A 19,181-nucleotide genomic window follows, 5' to 3' on the forward strand; every position below is an offset into this window, starting at 1 on the left:
TCCCCTCGCTCTTACATGCAGCGGTCACGGACGGATTCGAACCGCCGTAAAAGACCTTTCGGATCTTTGCCTAGCCACTCAGCCACACGACCGGTTACACCTCTATCTGAGAAGAAGAGCAGAAGCAGGTTCTGGGTATTCTCTGCTAACCCAAAACAGACAAGCAGCACCCGCTTCCATTACTCTTAATCTCTATAGAAGTAGTAGACAAATAGAAACGTTATTTTCCACACCTCCAAATAATTTATTAGGAATTTTTAATATTATATCTCAAACCCATTGATTATCAATACACAACCAACCTTAACCGTTTAAACAGCGATTGGGCAACGGTGACTAGAGAAGAAGAAAATGAAGCAGACCAGCCAAGGCACTGAGCATAATCCAGAGGATCATGCCTACCTTGAAGCGGTACATGGCCAGGAGTGAAATTAAAATCCAGAGCAAAGCGAAGCCATCCATTCGGGCCCATGACACCCCACCTGGGAATAAAACCACAGCGCCGAAGTAAACGGTTAAGTTGAGCACCACCCCCACCACGGCGGCCGTCACCATACCCAACACAGACTGCACCGCCACGTTTCCTCTGGTGCGCTCAATAAAAGGGGCCCCTGCCAGAATAAAGAAAAAGCACGGCAGAAACGTGTAGAAGGTAGTGGTGAACAAACCCAGCGCGCCCATGGCCAGGGAACCACCGTAGTGGTTGAAGCCAGCCATAAACCCCACAAAAGCGAGCACCATAATAAGAGGGCCCGGGGTGGTTTCCCCCAGGGCCAGCCCGTCAATCATCTGGTACTTGGAGAGCCAGTGGAATTGCTCCACCGTTACCTGCGCGGCGTACGGCAACACAGCATAGGCTCCGCCAAACGTGACCAATGCAGCTTTGGTGAAGAAGCCGATCAGGTTGCTCCAGAACGGAAACTGGTGCGTGAAAAGGTGAAACAAAGCCAAAGGAAGAGCCCACAAGGCCAGAGTGATTCCAAACCGGAACAGGCTTCGCCCAAGGCTTACCCCTTCCCCTACCACCTCGCTCTGGGCGTTGAGGAAATAGCTTTGTTCATCATCGGCTTGCTTTTTAGTTGTCTCCTTCTCCTGAAATAAATCAGGCAACGCTTTCCGCAGCACCAGTGCCACTCCTACTGCCCCCAGAATGATAAGAGGGAAAGGCACCTTGAACACGAAAAGACACAAAAAGCTCATGGCCACCAATACGTAATGCAGCCACGTTTTCAGAGACTTGCCCGCAATCTTGAACAAGGCCAACGCCACAATGGCCACTACGGCCGGCTTAAGGCCATAAAAAAGGGCCGCCACCCACGGCACCGTCCCAAAACTGACATACACCACGCTCAGCCCCAACAGGATAAACACACTGGGCAGCACAAAGAAAATACCCGCCACCAGTCCGCCGCGCACCCCGTGCATGAGCCAGCCTAAGTAGGTGGCCAGTTGCTGGGCCTCGGGCCCGGGCAGGAGCATGCAGTAATTGAGCGCATGCAAAAATCTGGAGTCTGACACCCACCGCTTCTGCTCCACAATGAATGTGTGCATGATGGCAATCTGTCCCGCAGGCCCTCCAAAACTGATGAACCCCAGCTTAAGCCAGAACAGAAACGCCTCCTTGAAAGAGGGTTTCTCTGGGACTTTGAGTTGAGCAGGTGGCATAGGGTTGAGCATATTGGTTTCCATAGCAAAGGCAATTTGAGGGCAAGAATACGGCACCGGCCCTACGCCCGCTAGCACAGGATTTACCTTTTGTACCAGTTTTACTTTTTACGCAAAGTTTTTAGGTAAGCGGAAGGGCTTTGCCCCATCTGTTGCTTAAAGACGCGGGTAAAATGGCTTTGGTCAGAGAAGCCGGTAAGGTACGCCACCTCCACCAGTGAACAGCCTGAGGTATGCAACAGCGCCAAGGCCTTTTCAATGCGCAGCTTCCTGATGTACTCGCCAAACGAGAGGTTGTCAAAATACTTGGAGAACGCCCGCGAAACGTAAGCGGGATGGACAGCCAGCGCCTCAGAAATCTCCTTCAGGTTAAGGGTGAGGTTGGTGTCTATCTGGTCCTGGATCATCTCTTTGAGGTGCAGCGCCCAAGTGGGTACTTTCTGCGGAACGTCTTTTTGCTCTTCCAGAAACCGGTGGTAGGCCTGAAGAAAAAGCTGCTCTGTGGGGTGCGTGGTGTGCTTCTGCTTTTGCAGGTGTTTGGCCCAGGTGTACAACCCGTCATACACAACCATGGCTTTCTCCAGCAATTCCTGGTCATTGGTGATGTTGAACGCCATGCCGTGCGAGATGGCCCACAACCCCGCCGATTGCGCTGCCAGCGTGTGGTCATCGGTATCGGCGCCGCGCACAATTAGGGCCAGGGTCTGCAGGGCGGCATCTTGTTGCAGCTGGTGCTTCTCCAGGAAATAGTCAAAGGTGCAGCGGTCCTGGTAGTGGCTGTATTCCACACCGGGGATATCGAACGGAATGGCATTGAATTCCCTGGCTTTGTCCAGCACCTGGTTTTCGGGTACGTAGAGGATTTCGGCGTTGGCATCAATAAACCTTCTAATGAGCCACGGGCAAGCCAGACGGTCAATTTTGGGGCGTTCGCGGGTAATCCATTTCATAGCAGAGAAGGTGCATTGCCAGTGCTAAAGGTACGGGAAAACAGTTTGCGTTTAGAGCCTCTTTTTCTAAAAAAAGGCTCTAAACGCGAGTGTTAGGCTAATCCAAAAGTTCCTGTTAAATTAGAAGAGCCGGCCGAACTCCTTCCAGATGAGACCGTATATGTACGAATTTGTATAACAGGTGAACCATGGTCATAGTCAGGCACAGGTTCCGGCAGCATCACCTCACTTTCTGACCCTGCTCACCCACCCCAATGAAGGAACATATGGAACCGGTTCGTATTGCTATTGTAGGAGGAGGTTTAAGCGGTACGCTCACCGCCATCAATCTTTTACTGGCAGCCCGCGAAGCCACGGTAATTTACCTGCTGGAGAAGGAGGCGCAGAAAATGAGCAGAGGGGTAGCCTACAGCAGCAGCCTGCCGTTTCAGCCGCTCAACGTGCCTGCCTACCGCATGAGCCTGTTCCTGGATGTGCCCCATGACTTTGTAGAATGGCTCCAGGAAAACCAGCACCGTTACCCAGAACAACTTCCTACCGCAGTCACTCCCCATGACTTTATCCCTAGAAACATCTTCGGTGATTACGTGGAACATTCCCTTTTGGCGGCGGAGCAACATGCGCAGCCGGGCGTACAGCTGGTTAGGGTAAGAGACGAAGCGGTTGCTTTGGTACCAGCCGGAGAAACTGGTGCCTTTACGGTGCACCTAAAGAACCACGCGCCGCTGCAGGCGCAGAAAGCGGTACTGGCCTTCGGGAATCTGGCTCCGGCCAATTTGCCTATCCCTACCACCAGTTTCTATGATAGCCCTTTCTACAAACCCTCGCCTTGGTCGGCGGAAGTGGTGAATGCGTTGCCCCAAGATGCCTCGCTGCTCCTGATAGGCTCCAGCCTTACCATGGTAGACTTGGTGGGCAGCTTAATGGCCCGAGGACACCAGGGGAAAATCTATGTGGTCTCGCGTCATGGCATGGTTCCCAAAGCTTATCTGGTGGGTACCAAGCCGTACACGCTAAGTCATTTGCCCTTGAACCAGCATCTTTCACCGCTGGAGGCATTAAGATACGTGCGGCAAGAGATTCAGCAAGCCCAATTAGCAGGCATTACCTGGCACAGTGTCCTAGATGTGCTTCGGGATCACCTTCCGGCGGTTTGGCAGAATTTCACCCTGTGGGAAAAAAAACAGTTTCTTCGGCACGTGAAGCCCCAGTGGGAAGTACACCGCCACCGCATGCCGCAAACCTCCCATGCCTTGCTGGCGCAACTTCAGCGGCAGGGACAGCTGGAAATCATTCCCGCAGATGTCCTGGACATGCAGACGCAGGGAAGTAAAGCCCTTGTGAATATTAGAAAACGGAAAAAAGGAGAGAAGACTACTCTAGAAGTAGACCAGGTGGTAAACTGTACCGGCCCCTTATGCAACTACGCCAAGGCCAAAGAACCGCTCATCCAGCAATTACTCCGGGAGGGCCTTATCGCCCCAGACCCTTTACGTTTAGGCTTGTCCGCCACGCCAGACGGGGTCCTCCTCAACGCACAGGGAGAACAAACCGAAAATCTATTCACCTTAGGACCACCCCTCAAAGGAATTCTCTATGAAACCACTGCGTTGCGCGAGATCAGGCAGCAAGCCGCCGCGTTGGCGGGCCTGCTGTTGTTTGGCGAAACCATGCTGGCTACCGTCTGATGATAAAGCCATAGCCCATTACGGAGCAGGGGCTTCCTTAGTATTTCCGGGGACCTACGCAATGACCATGATCATCTCCAGCGTTGATCTACCTCCTACCCGCCGGCTGCCAGAACCAGCTACCTTGTGCCCTGCTTCCATGCTCTGGAGGCAAACGCAACTCTTGTTCATACAGTCATGGCTTTCAACACCCTCCACTCATTCCACATCCCCGTTATGGGGCTCTCTTTTTCTATTGATTCTCCGCTTAAAGTAGCCCGTTACGGCATATCCTCGGTCCTTTCCCTCGCCGATGACCAACTGCTGGAGGAGATGCGGCTTTACTACGCTTCTTTGTACCAGAAACCGTATGTTCCCATTTCAGAGAAGCAGGAAGACTACCGGGCTAAGCGGGTCACGGCTTATCTGAATCTGGTGGATGAGCTGGTGCAAGAGCAGTTGGAGAAAGTACGGCAGGAGGAATTCGCCCCCGGCACCCAACTCACCAAATACTTTGAGATGCTGCCAGATGATTCTGCCCTGCGCATTCTCTACCAGCAGATGCTCAGCACCCAGGATGAGCCGTACAAGCTGTTCTTGCAGGAGCAACTGCGGGAGGCCATTCAGCCCGGCAGCATTGACGTCAACATCATGACCAAGCTGGACAAAACGAACTACGCCGCAGACGGCAGCCCGCTGCCCACGGAGTATTCAGATGCCCTGGCGGCGCTGCGGGGTTTTGCCCTCAGTACCGTTCGGTCTTCTATTGTGTTTTCGGCGGGCATGAACCCACGGCTGTACAGTTATCTGGAGCAATTTCCTTGTTTTTTACCCAATGCGCAGGGCGAGTTTGAGAAAACCGTCATCATTAAAGTGAGCGACTACCGCTCAGCAGCGGTACAGGGCAAGATTCTGGCTAAGAAAGGAATCTGGGTGTCTGAGTTCCGGGTGGAGTCTGGCTTGAACTGCGGCGGCCACGCTTTCGCCACCGACGGTCTGCTCATGGGCCCTATTCTGGAGGAATTCAAAGTTAACCGTCCGGCCCTCAAAGCCGAACTCTGGGCCATGTGCCAGCAGGCGCTTACGGCCAAAGGACTGGACGTTCCGGCCAACGCCCCCACCCAGCGCCTCACGGTGCAAGGCGGCATCGGCACGGCCGAAGAACATGCGTTCCTGATGGAACACTACGGCTGCGACGCCACCGGCTGGGGTACGCCGTTCCTGCTGGTGCCCGAGGCCAGCACCGTTGACGCCGATACGCTAACCCAATTATCCAAGGCCAAAGCCGAGGATCTGTACCTGAGCCCCATTTCTCCGCTGGGGGTTCCGTTCAACGCCCTGCGCGGCACCACCAGCGAGCAACTCACCCACGCGCGCATTGAGAAAGGAAAACCGGGCAGCCCCTGCGTAAAGAAACACCTGGTATCCAATTGCGAGTTCACCCAGGAGCCCCTCTGCACCGCCTCGCGCAAATTCCAGCGCCGGAAACTGGAACAACTACAGCAGCAAAATTTGTCTCCGGAGGTTTTGAAGGCGGAAGAATCGAAGCTATTGGCCAAAGAGTGCCTCTGCGAAGGACTGGCGAATACGGCCTCACTGGTGTACAATCTGGGCAAAAAAGCCTTGAGTAAGCCCGTGGCCATCTGCCCCGGACCCAACCTGGCGTTCTTCTCCGGCATCTTCAAACTGCAGGAGATGGTAGACCACATCTACGGCCGCTTCAACGCCCTGAACCAGACGTACCGTCCGCACGTGTTCATCAACGAGCTCAAGCTGTACGTAGACTACTGGAAAAACAAGAAGGCCGAGCAATTAGACACCCTCACCGATAAACAGGCCAAATACCTGAATACCTTCTGGCAAAACCTGCAGTCGGGCATCAGCTACTACAAAGAATTGTTGCCTACCCTGTTCTCTAAAGAGGAACTGGAGAAGAAATACATCATGCTGGAAGAACTCCTGGAAGCCGAAGACCAGCTGCTCAACGCTGCCCTGGTGCGGGTAAAGGCGTAAACCGAATTCACTTGTAGCCGCTTAACCTCCCTTGGCTTCATTAGCGTTTCACATGGCGAAAGTGTCCGCTTGTCCCCGCCAACTTTGCAGAACAGCAATGTGAGCGGGCACAAGCGGACGCTTGCCGGTGGATGGGTAGAATCAATTTATAATTCCTGCGTTTAGGGCCTGATTTTGGAAAAAGAGCCCCTAAACGCAAAGGCTCCGGCAGATGCCAGAGCCAATAGTTTACCGCATGAACAGAATCAGATTAACGCGCCGTTTTACTTTTGAGGCGGCGCACGCCTTAACCCATTATGACGGCGCCTGCCGCCACATTCACGGGCATTCGTATAAACTTGAAGTTACCATCATCGGAACCCCGCTCAACGAAGAGCAACACCCCAAAGACGGCATGGTGCTGGACTTCGGGGATCTGAAAACGACGGTGAACACGCACGTGCTACAGCCACTGGACCATGCTCTGGTTCTACGGGAAAACAGCTCCCCGGCGCTCCTAAACGTGCTGCAGGAAGAAGGCCACAAGGTCCTGCTCACCGCCTTCCAGCCCACCTGCGAAAACCTGCTTCTCTACATCAAAGATCAGCTCCAGCCCCATTTACCCGCGCACGTGCAGCTGCACAGCCTCAAACTCTGGGAAACGGAGAATGCCTTCGGGGAGTGGTATGTAAGTGATAATGAGTAAAAACTAATGTTTTCCGTTTAGGGGCTCTTTTTCTGAAAACCGGGCAAAAACAAAAGCAAAGACTGGCGCGAGTTTACAACTCGTGACATATTGTGCTGCGAGTCTCCAGACTCGCCGGGAAACATGAGCAGAGAAACGGGAGTCTGGAGACTCCCACCACTCATCGGCACGAGTCTGGAGACTCGCGCCAGTGGAAAGCCAGAAAAAGCGAACTGCTGTTTTGAGCCTGTTTTCAGAAAAAGAGCCTCTAAACAGAAAAGCCTCTCCAATCGGAAAGGCTTTTTTGTTCATCTATTTATGTTCTTACTTCTTCAATGCCTGCCACAGAATCTCTGCCGGGTGCAGGGCTTTTTTGGCGGTGCCGTCTTTGATCTGGTGGCGGCAGCTGGTACCGGCGGCGGCGATGAGGGTTTCTGGGGCGGCGTTCCGAACGGCCGGGAACAGCACCAGCTCGCCAATCTGCATGGAGACGTCATAGTGCTCGGCCTCATAGCCGAAGGAACCGGCCATGCCGCAGCACCCCGAGGGAATCATCTCCACCTCGTAGTTCTGGGGCAGCGAGAGGATTTTCTGCGTAGGAGTGAGTACCTGCAGCGCTTTTTGGTAACAGTGGCCGTGCAGCTTGATGTGCTTCTTCTCCTGCGTGAAGGCAGCGGCAGTGATGTTTCCGTTGTCGGCCTCTTTTTGCAGGAACTCCTCTAAAAGGTAAGAATTGGCGGCTATCTGTTGGGCGGCTGGCACTAAGTCAGCGGGAACCAAGTCCAGGTACTCATCGCGCAGCGTTAAGATAGCCGAGGGCTCAATCCCGATGATGGGCGTTCCGTTGGCCATGGCTTTGCTCAAGAGTTGCACGTTTTTGATGGCAATCTCTTTGGCATCACGCACCAGGCCTTTGGACAGGTAAGTACGTCCGCTTTCCAAATGCTCGGGAATTTGCACTGAATAGCCCAACGCAGATAAAAGTTTCACCGTGGTCTGGCCAATTTCTACGTCGTTGTAATTGGTGAACTCGTCGCAGAAGAGATAGACAGGCTTACCGGTTTTGGCGGCGATGGCGTTCTCTTTCTGCCATTTCCTGAACCAGCTTTTGAGGGTGGTTTTCCCAACTTCGGGCAAGGAACGGTTCACGGCAAAGCCCACGGTTTTCTTAATCAGCTTGCTGGTGACAGGGTTGCTGATCATGAAGTTGTAGACGCCGGGCACCACGCTGGCCAGTTGCTGCATCTTGGTAAAGTTGCCCACCATGCGCGTGCGCAGCGGAATACCGTTGGCGTCATGGTAGTGCTGCAGGAACTCGGCTTTCATTTTGGCCACGTCTACGCTGCTGGGGCACTCGCTTTTGCAGGCTTTGCAGCTCAGGCACAGGTCCATCACCTCCTTGATTTCCTGGTGGTCAAACTTGTTGACTTTGTCGGAATTGGTCAGGAACTGGCGCAGGATGTTGGCGCGGGCGCGGGTGGTGTCTTTTTCCTGACGGGTGGCCATGTAGCTGGGGCACATGGTGCCGCCGCTCACGTGGGTCTTGCGGCAGTCGCCGGAGCCGGAGCATTTTTCGGCGAGGCGCAGGATTCCCTCCTGACGGGTGAAGTCAAAGAGCGTCTCCACGGGAATGAGCTGCTGGGCGGGGCGTTCCTCGTAGCGCAGGAACTCGTTCATGGGCGGGGTGTCTACAATCTTGCCCGCATTGAAAATATACTTCGGGTCGAAGATGTTTTTCACCTCCTTCAGCAGTTCGTAGACCTCCTGCCCCAGGGCCTGCGGAATGAACTCACCGCGCAGACGACCGTCGCCGTGCTCACCGCTCAAAGAACCGTTGTATTTCTTGACCAAGGCCGTGGTGTCAGCGAGCACTTCCCGGAAAACCCGCCTGCCTTCATTGGTTTTGAGGTTGATCATGGGTTCAATATGCAGCTCCCCAGCCCCGGCGTGGGCGTAGTACGAGGCCTGCAGGTTGTATTTTTCCAGCACTTGCTGCACATCGGTTACGTAGGCGGGTAGATCCTCGGGAGACACGGCGCAGTCTTCAATGAGGTTCACGGGCTGGGTGTCGCCGGGGAGGTTTCTTATCAGCCCGAGGCCGGCTTTGCGCACGTCCCACACGGGTTTGGTCATCGCGCCGCGCACCACGGGGTAGGCGTAGCCCAGACCGGCGGCTTTGAGGTCGGCAATCATGGCTTCGGCTTTAGCCGTGATTTCGTCCTGACTGTCGGCCATGAACTCTACCATGAGCAGGGCGGCCGGATCGCCTTCAATAAAGAAGCGGTTGGCGTCATAGGTGCGGTGGCCCTTGGTGAAATCCATGATGTACTTGTCCACCAGCTCAGACGACATGGGGTGGTGCTTGAGAATGATGATGTTGGCTTCCAGCGCCTCCAACAATGACGTAAAATGCACGCACACTAGCCCTTCCTCTTTGGGAGGCAGCGGCAGCAAGTTCAGTTTGGCTTCGGTCACAAAGGCCAGCGTACCTTCAGAGCCCGCCAATAGTTTGCACAAGTCCAGCGTGGTTTGCCCTTCTTCGCCCGCGCCTTCGTCTACCAGAAAATCCAGGGCATAACCGGTATTGCGGCGGGTCAAGGTCTTCTTGGGGTAATTCTGTTGAATGAGCTCGCGGTTTGCCGGGCTGCTGATGAGGCCGTATGTTTTGCGGTAAATCTCGCCTTCCAGGTTGGGCAGCGTCAGTTTCTGTTGCAGTTCTTCATGGGTGAGCGGCTTGAACTCTGCCTCTGAACCATCGCTCAACAATACTTTAGCCGAGAGCAAATGCGTGCGGGTATCGCCCCAGACAATGGAGTGCAAACCGCAGGAGTTGTTCCCAATCATGCCGCCCACCATGGCACGGCTGGCCGTGGAGGTCTCAGGGCCGAACAGCAGTCCGTGCGGACGGAGCGTGGCGTTCAGGTCGTCCCGGATGACACCCGGCTGCACGCGCACCCACTGCTCCTGCGGGTTCACCTCCAGGATTTGGGTGAAATATTTGGAGATGTCTACCACCAGGCCATTGCCCACCACCTGCCCCGCCAGCGACGTACCGGCGGCCCGGGGGATGAGCGTAATCTGGTGTTGGTTCGCAAACTGGATCAGCGTCTTGAGGTCTTCCTTGGTCTTGGGGATAGCCACGGCCACCGGCTTCTCCTGGTACACTGATGCATCTGTGGCGTACACCATCTTCTGGGCCTGGTGCAAGGAAGAGGAATCGTCAAAAAAGAGTTCTCCGGTGAGTGACGTTTCCAACTCAGCGAAGGCAGATATTGAGGGGACGGAATTCATACGTTATAATTGACGGACAAATATAGAAAGGCCAGCAGAGGAAGGCTAACAAATACGCAAGCGCTTTTTTCACTTCCAGAGAGATTGGCCCACAGACACGTCGCTTTCTGTTTTGGGTCTTTTTTAAGAAAAAGAGCCGCTAAACGCCCTTGGCTCATTCAAAAGCAAATTGTGGCCCGGGAGAAAATTGCCTCAGGGGTTGAATTTGATCAGGCATTGCACCGACAGTTTGTGTACCTGTTGCCCGGTTTTAGGGTTGAGCAGCAAGATTTTCCCCTGCTCTTTCAGTTTGATCAAAGCCGCCAGATAATTAGCCTTGCTGTAGTTGGTTTCCACGTTGTGCTTCTCGTAGATTTTCTCCAGGCTAAGGCGGTTGTAGGCTTTGGCCTTCTCCAGCAGTTCCTGGGGCAGCTTATGGAGCGAATATTGGAGATATTGGGCATACTCCGGCACCAGCAGGCGCAGGGGCTTCTGGTTCACGCTCATGAGGGGCACGCCGTCTTCCTGTAGGTCTGAGTAGTCCAGCAGGATTTCTTTCAGCTTGGTACACGAGCTCTCTGACCGTGAGACGAACAGCAGGTATTGGTGCGGCTGATCTTTGCCGGACAGGTAAAACCTAAACTGTAGAACTCTGAACCCTCTCTCCCTAATGGCGCTCTGCAAGCTGCCCAGCAAAAACTCCTCCTTTTTATGGGATGAAGCAGAACGCGCACTAAACCCCTGCACGGCCGGCCATTGTGCCCCGAACAGCCTCTGAGCAAAATCATCTGCCGAAGCCTTCTTCGCCAAAGCTTTCATTTTGCTTCCTTCAAAAAGCAGAAACAGGTGCATATTCTTTGATTCTAACGCCTGCAGGAACGTCTCCTGGGCATACCGGTAGCTAAATGGGTCAAGGACGGCTAAAGTTGGTGATTCCTGTTGCAAAGCTGCACCAAATGTTCCTTTGCTTTCGGCGTTGTGGAGGAAAACTGGGGGCTGAGTTAGCTCCTGGTAGTAGGGCAATGCTTGGATGGTTTGCTGCAACTGCGCTAAAGCCGGTTTGTTTCCATCTCCCCAGAACGTCTGGAAAGTCGCATTCAGGTTATGTCTGGAACCAATGGAGGCATAGATGTTCCGCAGAATCTTCTGCACGGCTGGCGCCCCGGCAGCGGCGTTCAGGTCGGTGTAGATAGCGGCAGGTTCCTGGACACCAGCCTGGCCCGCCAATACCTCTTCTGCCCACAGTGGGAAAAACCGGGTAAGAATCTCTTCTTTGATCTCAGCGGCTGTCCGCTTCTGCCTGAAAAAATCTTTTGGTTCTGCTCCTTCCACTGCTTTTCTATGGGCGTCTGTTCCGGTTTCCTCTCCGCCCTCCTCAAAAGCCAAATTCTTTGTCATGAGAAACTGAAAGGGCCGCAAATTTACTCTTCATTTTATCTTTTTCAGAGATATTGCTAAAAATATTCGCACCTGCTTCTTCTAAGACTTTCTTCTTTCTCTTACGTAATCAACACGAACTTTGAAGTGATATGCGCCAGCGTAAAACTTCCTTGTAACAAAATTTTCCTATATTAGGCCAGTATTACCAAAGGTGGGGGGCCTTATCTCTTCCTGCGGCCAACTCATTAAGGCACCCAATAACAGGCTTTTTCCTCCCCCTCCTGCCTACAATATTGGGTTGTTTCCCCGCAACTTTGCGTTCCCCAAAGGAATAAAAAAGCGGAATAGTTCTATCAAGTATATTTATACGTTTAAAGAGAGCCTGTGACAGAGAAACTTAATCTGCCTTTGCAGAAAGTAGAAAACGAGATTCCGTGGGAGAAACTGGCGCAAGTGTCTTTAGACATGTTCTGCACTTTAAACAGGAGCGGAGTCTATACCTATGTCAGTGCGGCCAGCCAGAGCATACTTGGCTATACAAGCAGCGAGATCGTTGGGCGTCATTTCACTGAGTTGCTGCCCCCGGAGGAAATCACCAGAACGCTGGAAGTAAACCGCCGTGTCTATTATGGTATAAAGCAGCAGAGTTTCCAGAACTGCCTTATCCACAAGAATGGTTATTCAGTACCTATTCTGTGGTCATCTGTGTGGTCTGAGGAAGATGGCGCTTATTTCTGCGTTGCCCGCGACATTACAGAAATGGAACGCAACAAGCAGAAACTGTCTGAGAGCGAACAAAAATACAAGACGCTGTTCCACAACAACCCAGACATTGTATTCATTGAGAACCGAGCGGGTCTGATCACAGAAGTAAACAATAGTTTCTGTGAGGTCTGGGGGCACCGCATAGACCAAGTGCTCAACCGCCCCACCACCTCTCTCTTCCCTCCGGAACTGGCCTCTGTCATGGAAGATTCCCTGCACTACGTACTACAGGGCCATGTGCTCAAAAACGACATTGAGTTTGTGGTTGGGGATGAGCTGCGGGTGTATGACACCATCAAGTATCCCATCTATGTCAACGGTGAGGTGGTGGCGGTACAAACCATTGCCAAAGACATTACTCCCATAGTACGGTCTTTCCAGACCATCCACCAGCAGACCAATAAGCTCAATACCATTTTTGAAAGCATCACTGATGCTTTCATCACCTTAGACAGGAACTGGAAGCTCACCTACATTAACCGTGAGGCCGAGAGACTGGTAGGCCTAAATCCTGAATCAGATATAGGTCGAAGTTTGTGGGAAATATATCCGGAAGCGGTAGACGGAGAATATTACACTCAATATAAACAGGCCTTTGACACCGGCATTCCGGCTCATTTCACCGCGCCATTCACAGGAGTGAACACTTGGCTGAACGTAAAGGTATTCCCGTCGGCGGAAGGTTTGTCCATTTATTTTGAAGACATCACAGAGCAGGTGCGGTCCAGGCAGGAACTGGAGAAACTCTCTTTGGTAGCCAGCAAGGCCAACAACAGTATTCTCATTGTAGACAAAGGCTGGCACATTGAATGGGTGAACGAGGGGTTCGTGCGCCTTTTTGGGTACAGCGCCGAAGAAGTGATTGGTTGGCGCCCCTCAGAGTTTCTGCATAGCCCCAAAACCGACCGCTCTGCGTATGAAAACCTCTGGGGCAAGCTCCAGAACGGCGAGCAGATTACCTTTGAAATCCTTAACGTAAAGAAGAACGGAGAGGAAGTGTGGCTGTCTATAGACATTAGCCCCGTTCTAAATGAACAGGGAGAAATCAGCAGATTTATAGGCGTACACACAGACATCACCAAACTCAAGAATTCTGAACTGGAACTTTCCAAGCTGGCCAGTGACCTCTACAAACAAAACAGCGATCTGCAGGAGTTCACATATATCATTTCACACAATTTAAGAGGCCCGGTAGCCAACTTGCTGGGACTGGCCCATCTGCTCATGAACATCAAACCTGAGGCAGAGAGCTTTCAAAAGTCATTGACGTTCCTGCAACAGAGCGTTTCCAAACTAGACACTGTCTTGCTTGACCTCAATACGCTTTTAGGCATTAGGGAAAGCAAAGGCTATCTGGAACTGGAGCAGGTAGAAGTACTGAGTGTGTTTGAGCAGGCCCTGGCTTCCTTTAAGGAGCCGCTGTTACAATTAGGGGGTAAAGTAGTGGTCCATTTAACTGAAGGAGACACCGTGAAAGCAAACAAGGCCTACCTGCACAGCATTTTTTACAACCTGCTCTCCAATGCGCTTAAATACCGGGCAGAGGACCGTCCGCTCCAGGTCACGGTGACTTGCCAGGATCTGGAGGAGAACACTTCACTTATCTCGTTCACAGATAACGGCATGGGCTTTGACCTGGAAAAGGCCAAGGGCAGCGTGTTCAAACTGTACAAGCGTTTCCATGTAGAGCAGGAAGGCCGGGGCATGGGTTTGTTTCTGATCAAAAGCCACCTGGACGCTATGGCCGGAACTGTGGAGGTAACAAGTCAGGTAAACGCAGGCACACAGTTCCTAATCCGTTTACCCAAAGTCTAATCCTCCCCTAACCAACTATGATAGGCACAGGCACCTTCATGCGCTTCTCATAGCGGAGGCGTGCATTCAACAGTATTGGTTAAGTTTATCTACTGGCGCAGAAGATGCAACAACTAAAAAAGAAGGGCATAAAAAAACCTGTAACGGTTACGCTACAGGTTTTTTCATGAAGCAGAGAGAGAGGGATTCGAACCCCCGGACCCGCAAAGGTCAACGGTTTTCAAGACCGCCGCAATCGACCACTCTGCCATCTCTCTAAATGTGACACAAAAGTAATAGTTGGAGTTATATCTGTCAAGTCCCGGTGCCGGATTTTTTTTCAAAAAAGTCTATCTAACTCCGTTACTAACTGGAATTCAACAAACTATAAGTGACTATTTTTTTCTCCGTGCGGCTTGCCTTTCTTGCTTTCTCAAGGCCTCTACTCCGTTTTGAGCCAGTTTTAGGAAAAAGAGCCGCTAAACGTCCTACACCTTCCCTTTCACAAGCCGTTTGGTAATTGCATCAATGCTGATGTTTACCTCAAAGCCCACAATAAGGCTCATGCACACGAAATCAAGCCAGACCATTAAACCAATCAGGGCGCCAATAGAGCCGTAGAACTTGTTATAAGAGTCAAACTTCCCAATATAGAGCGAAAACAGCCAGGACACCAGAAAAATCAGGACTGTGGCCACCACCGAACCCGCACTTACAAAGGGCCACTTGTCATGCACCGCCGGCACGTAATAATAGATCATGGAGGTAGCCAGGAAAAACAGCAGCACCACGGCCACATATTTCACTGACAAGAAAAGCCCATAGGTGAAAGACTCGGTCACAATCTCGTAGAACACCAGCGCATCCAGAATATACGTCCCGAAGAAAATGGCTCCAATGGCCAGAAACAGGATAAACGCCAGCGCGATGGTGAGCAGCGTGGCAATGACCCGTTTGCGCAGGTAAGACCGCTTCCTGAAGGTTTTGTACTTTTTGTCAAAAGCGTCCATGAGGCTCATGATGCCGTTGGTAGACAGCACCAGCGCGAACAAAAAACCGAAGGACAGCAAACCTCCCCTGGGCTTGTTCACAATGTCCTCAATGGTGTCTGCGGCCGCGAAGTAGATTTCAGGGGGCATTACATCGCTCAGCAGCCCCATTATGTCCCGGTCCAGGTGCCCAATTGGGATGTACGGGATAAGGGTGAACAGGAAGATGATGGACGGGAAAGTGGCCAGCGTGAAGTTGAAGGCCATGTAGGAAGACCGCTTGGTGAGCGAATCCATCTTGAGCTCGTCCAGCATGACTTTGAGCACATGGTACACAGACACCCGCCCATCCCCAAAACGCAGGCGCTTCAGGAAGACGATGAATTTCCGGTACCACCGTTGCTGGGCCAGGCGCTCGTAGAGGTTCATGCGGCAAAGTGCGGGTCTAGTTTGTCATGGATGTACGCCGGTATGGCGGTGGGCCTCCCGCTTTTCATATCCACAAAAACCATTATGGTCTCACCAATGTTTAGGAGTTCCTGCGCCTGGTTGTACACCTCGTACTCAAACTTGATGCGGGCGCCCTTGGGTTTCTCCTTCAGGAGCAGCTTCACGGTGAGCAGGTCATCATAGCGGGCGGGCCTGATGTACTTGCAGCGCAGTTCCAGCACCGGCATCATGACACCTTCAGCCTCCATTTCTTTGTAGTTGATGCCTAACTGGCGGAAGGTTTCGGTACGGGCCACCTCATAGTAGGCGCCGTAGTTCCCATAATAGACATAGCCCATTTGGTCAGTCTCGGCGTAACGCACCCGTATCTGTACTTCTGATTCAAACACTGTTTCTTCGCTTTAGGGAAAACTGTTTTGCGTTTAGGGCCTCTTTTTCCAAAAACAGCCCCTAAACGCAAAAATTACCGCATGATGTTCCGCTGGTTCATGGCGGCGTGGAACCGCTGCGCGTTGCGCTTGTGCTCGGCCTCTGTCACAGCAAACGCGTGGTAGCCAGAGAAATCCTCTTTGGCGCAGAAGTACAGGTACTCATGCTCCTCGTGGTTCAGGACGGCGTTGATGGACGAAATGGACGGCAAATTGATGGGCCCCGGCGGCAAGCCTTTGTTCAGGTACGTGTTGTACGGAGATGGTGTGCGCAGGTGCGTGTTAAGCACGCGGCGAATGGTGAAGTCGCCGGTGGCGAATACCACCGTAGGGTCTGCCTGCAAGGCCATGTTACGCTTGAGGCGGTTGAGGTACACCCCGGCAATACGTGGGCGCTCATCTGCGTGCACAGACTGCTCCGCCTGCACAATGGAGGCTAACACTGAAACTTCCACTTTGCTCAGGCCTAAATCTTTGGCTTTGGCCTCGCGCTCTTTGGTCCAGAAGTTATCATACTCCTTTTTCATGCGCTCCATCATCTCTGTGGCTGGGGTAGTCCAGTACAGCTCATAGGTGTTGGGGATAAACATGGTTAGGATGGTGGTAGTGTCAAAGCCCAGCTTTTTGGTAAACGACGGACTGTTGAGCAGAGAGTCGATCTCGGCGGGCGAGGCATCTATGAAGGTGCTCAACTTCTGGGACAGATCCTTCTTGAGGCGCACGTTGGTGTAGGTGAGCTTCACCGGGTCCTGGTCACCGGAACGCAATTTGGCGATGAGCTGGTAATTGGTTAATCCATTGGCAAGCTCATATCTACCGGGTTTTACCAGCTCTGGGTAGTCCATGAGTTTGGCCATAAACCGGAAAGAGAGGCGGTCTATGATCACCTTTTTGGCGTCTATGGAGTCCATGGCCTGCTCATAGGTGGCGCCGCGCGGAATAAGCACATACACCGGTTCACCTTTGTTTTCTACGTTAGCCGTGTAAACAATCTGGTAGGCGTAATAGGAGAAGCATACAAAAAGAAACATGACCAGCACCAGGACATAGGTCCACTTGCTTGTCTTCCGGGGCTTGCGCGACCTTCTGGGGCCGGGCGTGACAGGTATGTTTTGTTCTGACATAGTAAGGCAAAGGTACAAATTAATGACTGAATGAGCCATTGGCCAAGTTGTGAATGGATCAAGGCCTGGCAGAGGGGCAGCTATTGGTTGCTGCGCCTGTCCAAAGCTTCCGCGCGCATGCCCGAAAACGCAAAAATAGATTTGGGCGTATGACCTAACGCAGAAAAGAATCTACAAATTTGTTCTTTCAAGCAAATACCTGCCGCTTTGGGCAAAACAAAGGTCTTACAGCTCACACCTGTAGGCGTTCAACTATTTAGCAAACAACTCATTCACCTATGGCACAGGCAACGTTCCTCCGCATTCACCCAGACAACCCACAGCAAAAGAACATTGCGCAGGCAGTGGAAATTCTCAGAAAGGGAGGCTTGGTGATTTACCCCACCGACACTATCTATGGTTTAGGCTGCGACCTGCACAACGCCCGGGCGGTAGAGCGGCTGTGTCAGTTGCGCGGCATCAATCCGGCCAAGGCGCACCTCTCCTTTATTTGCCATGACCTCACCCACATCTCAGACTACGCTAAAATCTCCACCCAAACCTACAAAGTCATGAAACGGGCGTTGCCTGGCCCCTTCACGTTTGTATTGGAGGCCAGCAACAAAGTACCCAAAATTGGCGGCAAGCGGAAAGATACGGTGGGCATCCGTATCCCCAACAATAAAATATCACTGTGCCTGGTGGAGGAACTGGGCAACCCCATCATTTCCACCTCCATCCATGACGAAGACGAAGTGGTGGAATATACCACTGACCCCGAGCTGATCTATGAGAAATACCGCAACCAGGTAGACCTCATCATTGACGGGGGCTACGGCAACAACGTGGCCTCTACCGTGGTCAACTGCGAGAACGATGAATTTGAAGTCCTCCGCCAGGGAGCCGGCGACATTGAGGAATATCTCTAAGAGAAATTCTGAGCCCTCAGCCTCAAAGCTGCTATGTCTGTTTAGGGGCCGTTTTTCCAAAACAGCCCCTAAACGGAGAAACCTTGCCTGTGATTGGCAAGGCTTCTCCGTTTAGTTCAGCACTGACGCAACAACCAACAATAGACTCAGAACTCAAGACTCAGGACTAGCGCGCACCGGTCGCTTGTGCTTCCAGCGCTTGTGCGACCACAGGTAATCGGCAGGGTTTTCTTCAATCCATCGTTCCAGCTTACAGGCGAAGGCTTCGGTGAGCGGGTGATCTTCCTCCTTTTCCCCGACCACCGGCGCTGGCAGCAATTCCTGAAACTCAATCTCATAGTAGCCTCGCTTCACATGCCGCATGCCCACAAAAAACGCAGGCAACTTGAAGGAGGCCCTAAGCTTGTCAGCGCCCACGTAGAAGGGGGTTTCCTGGTGCAGAAAAGAGGTCCAATACTGGATTTCCCCGAAGGGCGGCGTCTGGTCCGTAAGTAAGGTAATGACCCTGCTCTCCGTCTTATGCCTGATGATGTGGCGGAGCGTGTCTTTCATGCGCACTAAGTGTATACCAAACCGGCCGCGTATAAACTTCATAAATTCTTCAAAGAAAGGATTCGCCAGGGGCTTGTATATCCCATCAATGGGAAAGGAAAAGATAGAGTTTCCTGCCGCAGACATGTATTCCCAGTTCCCCAGATGGGCCCCCAGAACCAGGACCGACGTACCATTGGCCAACTGCCGTTCCACCAGCTCCTGCCCCTTGGAGCCAACTCTTTTCCGCAGTTCAGAGACCGGCAGGGAGACCAGCTTCAATGATTCCACAATCAGATCGGTCAGGTTGAGGAAAAACTGCTTCTCTATTTTCCTGAGCTCTTCGGCGCTTTTATCAGGGAACGAACGCTCCAGGTTTTGCCGCACTACCTTCTTCCGGTAGCCCACCACGTAATACAGCAGCACGTACAGGAACGTAGAGAAAGCATACAAGACCGGAAACGGCAAAAGGGAGATTCCTTTCAGCAGCCACCAAAGCGGGAGCTGGCCGGGCGTAAGGGCCGGTCTGGCAAAAGGAGCGGTTGATTCTGTCTGTTGCATCTTCAGGAAAACACGCCGCAAA

The 19,181-nt window shown here is 52.5% G+C and carries 14 protein-coding genes and 2 tRNA genes; 5 read left to right on the forward strand and 11 right to left on the reverse strand.

Annotated features, from left to right (window positions below; translation table 11 throughout):
• Positions 1-21: 21 nt before the first annotated feature.
• The 3 genes from EFA69_RS07800 to EFA69_RS07810 form a co-directional block, all read right to left on the reverse strand.
• Positions 22-92, reverse strand: a tRNA-Ser gene (locus EFA69_RS07800).
• Positions 93-336: 244 nt separating this feature from the next.
• Positions 337-1,689 carry a chromate efflux transporter gene (chrA, locus tag EFA69_RS07805; protein ID WP_123133418.1) on the reverse strand — a complete coding sequence of 451 codons (1,353 nt, stop codon included), beginning with the start codon at positions 1,687-1,689 and terminating at the stop codon, positions 337-339.
• A gap of 77 nt (positions 1,690-1,766) precedes the next feature.
• Complete coding sequence (locus EFA69_RS07810; protein WP_123132543.1) at positions 1,767-2,615, reverse strand: chromate resistance protein ChrB domain-containing protein; 849 nt, start codon at positions 2,613-2,615, stop codon at positions 1,767-1,769.
• Between the two features lie 254 nt (positions 2,616-2,869).
• On the opposite strand from EFA69_RS07810, the gene EFA69_RS07815 reads away from it, so the two are divergent.
• From EFA69_RS07815 to EFA69_RS07825, 3 genes are all read left to right on the forward strand, one after another.
• Complete coding sequence (locus tag EFA69_RS07815; protein ID WP_123132544.1) at positions 2,870-4,303, forward strand: FAD/NAD(P)-binding protein; 1,434 nt, start codon at positions 2,870-2,872, stop codon at positions 4,301-4,303.
• A 177-nt stretch (positions 4,304-4,480) separates the two neighbouring features.
• Complete coding sequence (locus tag EFA69_RS07820; protein ID WP_123132545.1) at positions 4,481-6,295, forward strand: nitronate monooxygenase family protein; 1,815 nt, start codon at positions 4,481-4,483, stop codon at positions 6,293-6,295.
• Positions 6,296-6,530: 235 nt separating this feature from the next.
• A complete protein-coding gene (locus EFA69_RS07825) occupies positions 6,531-6,980 on the forward strand; it encodes a 6-pyruvoyl trahydropterin synthase family protein (protein WP_123133419.1) in 450 nt (149 codons plus the stop codon).
• Positions 6,981-6,983: 3 nt separating this feature from the next.
• Here EFA69_RS07825 and EFA69_RS07830 read toward each other — a convergent pair whose 3' ends face one another.
• The 3 genes from EFA69_RS07830 to EFA69_RS07840 all read right to left on the reverse strand — a co-directional run bounded on the left by EFA69_RS07830 (position 6,984) and on the right by EFA69_RS07840 (position 11,627).
• Positions 6,984-7,271 carry a hypothetical protein gene (locus EFA69_RS07830; protein WP_123132546.1) on the reverse strand — a complete coding sequence of 96 codons (288 nt, stop codon included), beginning with the start codon at positions 7,269-7,271 and terminating at the stop codon, positions 6,984-6,986.
• 12 nt (positions 7,272-7,283) lie between these two features.
• On the reverse strand, positions 7,284-10,250 hold the full coding sequence (locus EFA69_RS07835; protein WP_123132547.1) for an FAD-binding and (Fe-S)-binding domain-containing protein: 2,967 nt from the start codon (positions 10,248-10,250) through the stop codon (positions 7,284-7,286).
• A gap of 192 nt (positions 10,251-10,442) precedes the next feature.
• Positions 10,443-11,627: a hypothetical protein gene (locus EFA69_RS07840; RefSeq protein WP_123132548.1), complete on the reverse strand. Its 1,185-nt coding sequence runs from the start codon at positions 11,625-11,627 to the stop codon at positions 10,443-10,445.
• A 366-nt stretch (positions 11,628-11,993) separates the two neighbouring features.
• Here EFA69_RS07840 and EFA69_RS07845 point away from each other — a divergent pair, with 366 nt between their 5' ends.
• Positions 11,994-14,189 carry a PAS domain-containing sensor histidine kinase gene (locus EFA69_RS07845; protein ID WP_123132549.1) on the forward strand — a complete coding sequence of 732 codons (2,196 nt, stop codon included), beginning with the start codon at positions 11,994-11,996 and terminating at the stop codon, positions 14,187-14,189.
• 172 nt (positions 14,190-14,361) lie between these two features.
• On the opposite strand, the gene EFA69_RS07850 is transcribed toward EFA69_RS07845, so the two are convergent.
• The 4 genes from EFA69_RS07850 to mltG all read right to left on the reverse strand — a co-directional run bounded on the left by EFA69_RS07850 (position 14,362) and on the right by mltG (position 17,159).
• A tRNA-Ser gene (locus EFA69_RS07850) sits at positions 14,362-14,446 on the reverse strand.
• 210 nt (positions 14,447-14,656) lie between these two features.
• Positions 14,657-15,586 carry a YihY/virulence factor BrkB family protein gene (locus EFA69_RS07855; protein WP_123132550.1) on the reverse strand — a complete coding sequence of 310 codons (930 nt, stop codon included), beginning with the start codon at positions 15,584-15,586 and terminating at the stop codon, positions 14,657-14,659.
• Complete coding sequence (locus EFA69_RS07860) at positions 15,583-15,996, reverse strand: acyl-CoA thioesterase (RefSeq protein ID WP_123132551.1); 414 nt, start codon at positions 15,994-15,996, stop codon at positions 15,583-15,585. The genes EFA69_RS07855 and EFA69_RS07860 overlap by 4 nt, the downstream gene beginning before the upstream one ends.
• A 74-nt stretch (positions 15,997-16,070) precedes the next feature.
• Positions 16,071-17,159: an endolytic transglycosylase MltG gene (gene mltG, locus EFA69_RS07865; RefSeq protein ID WP_123132552.1), complete on the reverse strand. Its 1,089-nt coding sequence runs from the start codon at positions 17,157-17,159 to the stop codon at positions 16,071-16,073.
• A gap of 278 nt (positions 17,160-17,437) precedes the next feature.
• Between mltG and EFA69_RS07870 the strand changes: the two genes are divergently transcribed.
• Positions 17,438-18,067 carry an L-threonylcarbamoyladenylate synthase gene (locus tag EFA69_RS07870; RefSeq protein WP_123132553.1) on the forward strand — a complete coding sequence of 210 codons (630 nt, stop codon included), beginning with the start codon at positions 17,438-17,440 and terminating at the stop codon, positions 18,065-18,067.
• A 153-nt stretch (positions 18,068-18,220) separates the two neighbouring features.
• Here EFA69_RS07870 and EFA69_RS07875 read toward each other — a convergent pair whose 3' ends face one another.
• On the reverse strand, positions 18,221-19,159 hold the full coding sequence (locus EFA69_RS07875; protein ID WP_245964521.1) for a lysophospholipid acyltransferase family protein: 939 nt from the start codon (positions 19,157-19,159) through the stop codon (positions 18,221-18,223).
• Positions 19,160-19,181: the final 22 nt, after the last annotated feature.

The organism is Rufibacter immobilis (assembly GCF_003721565.1).
In the GTDB taxonomy this organism is placed as follows: domain Bacteria; phylum Bacteroidota; class Bacteroidia; order Cytophagales; family Hymenobacteraceae; genus Nibribacter; species Nibribacter immobilis.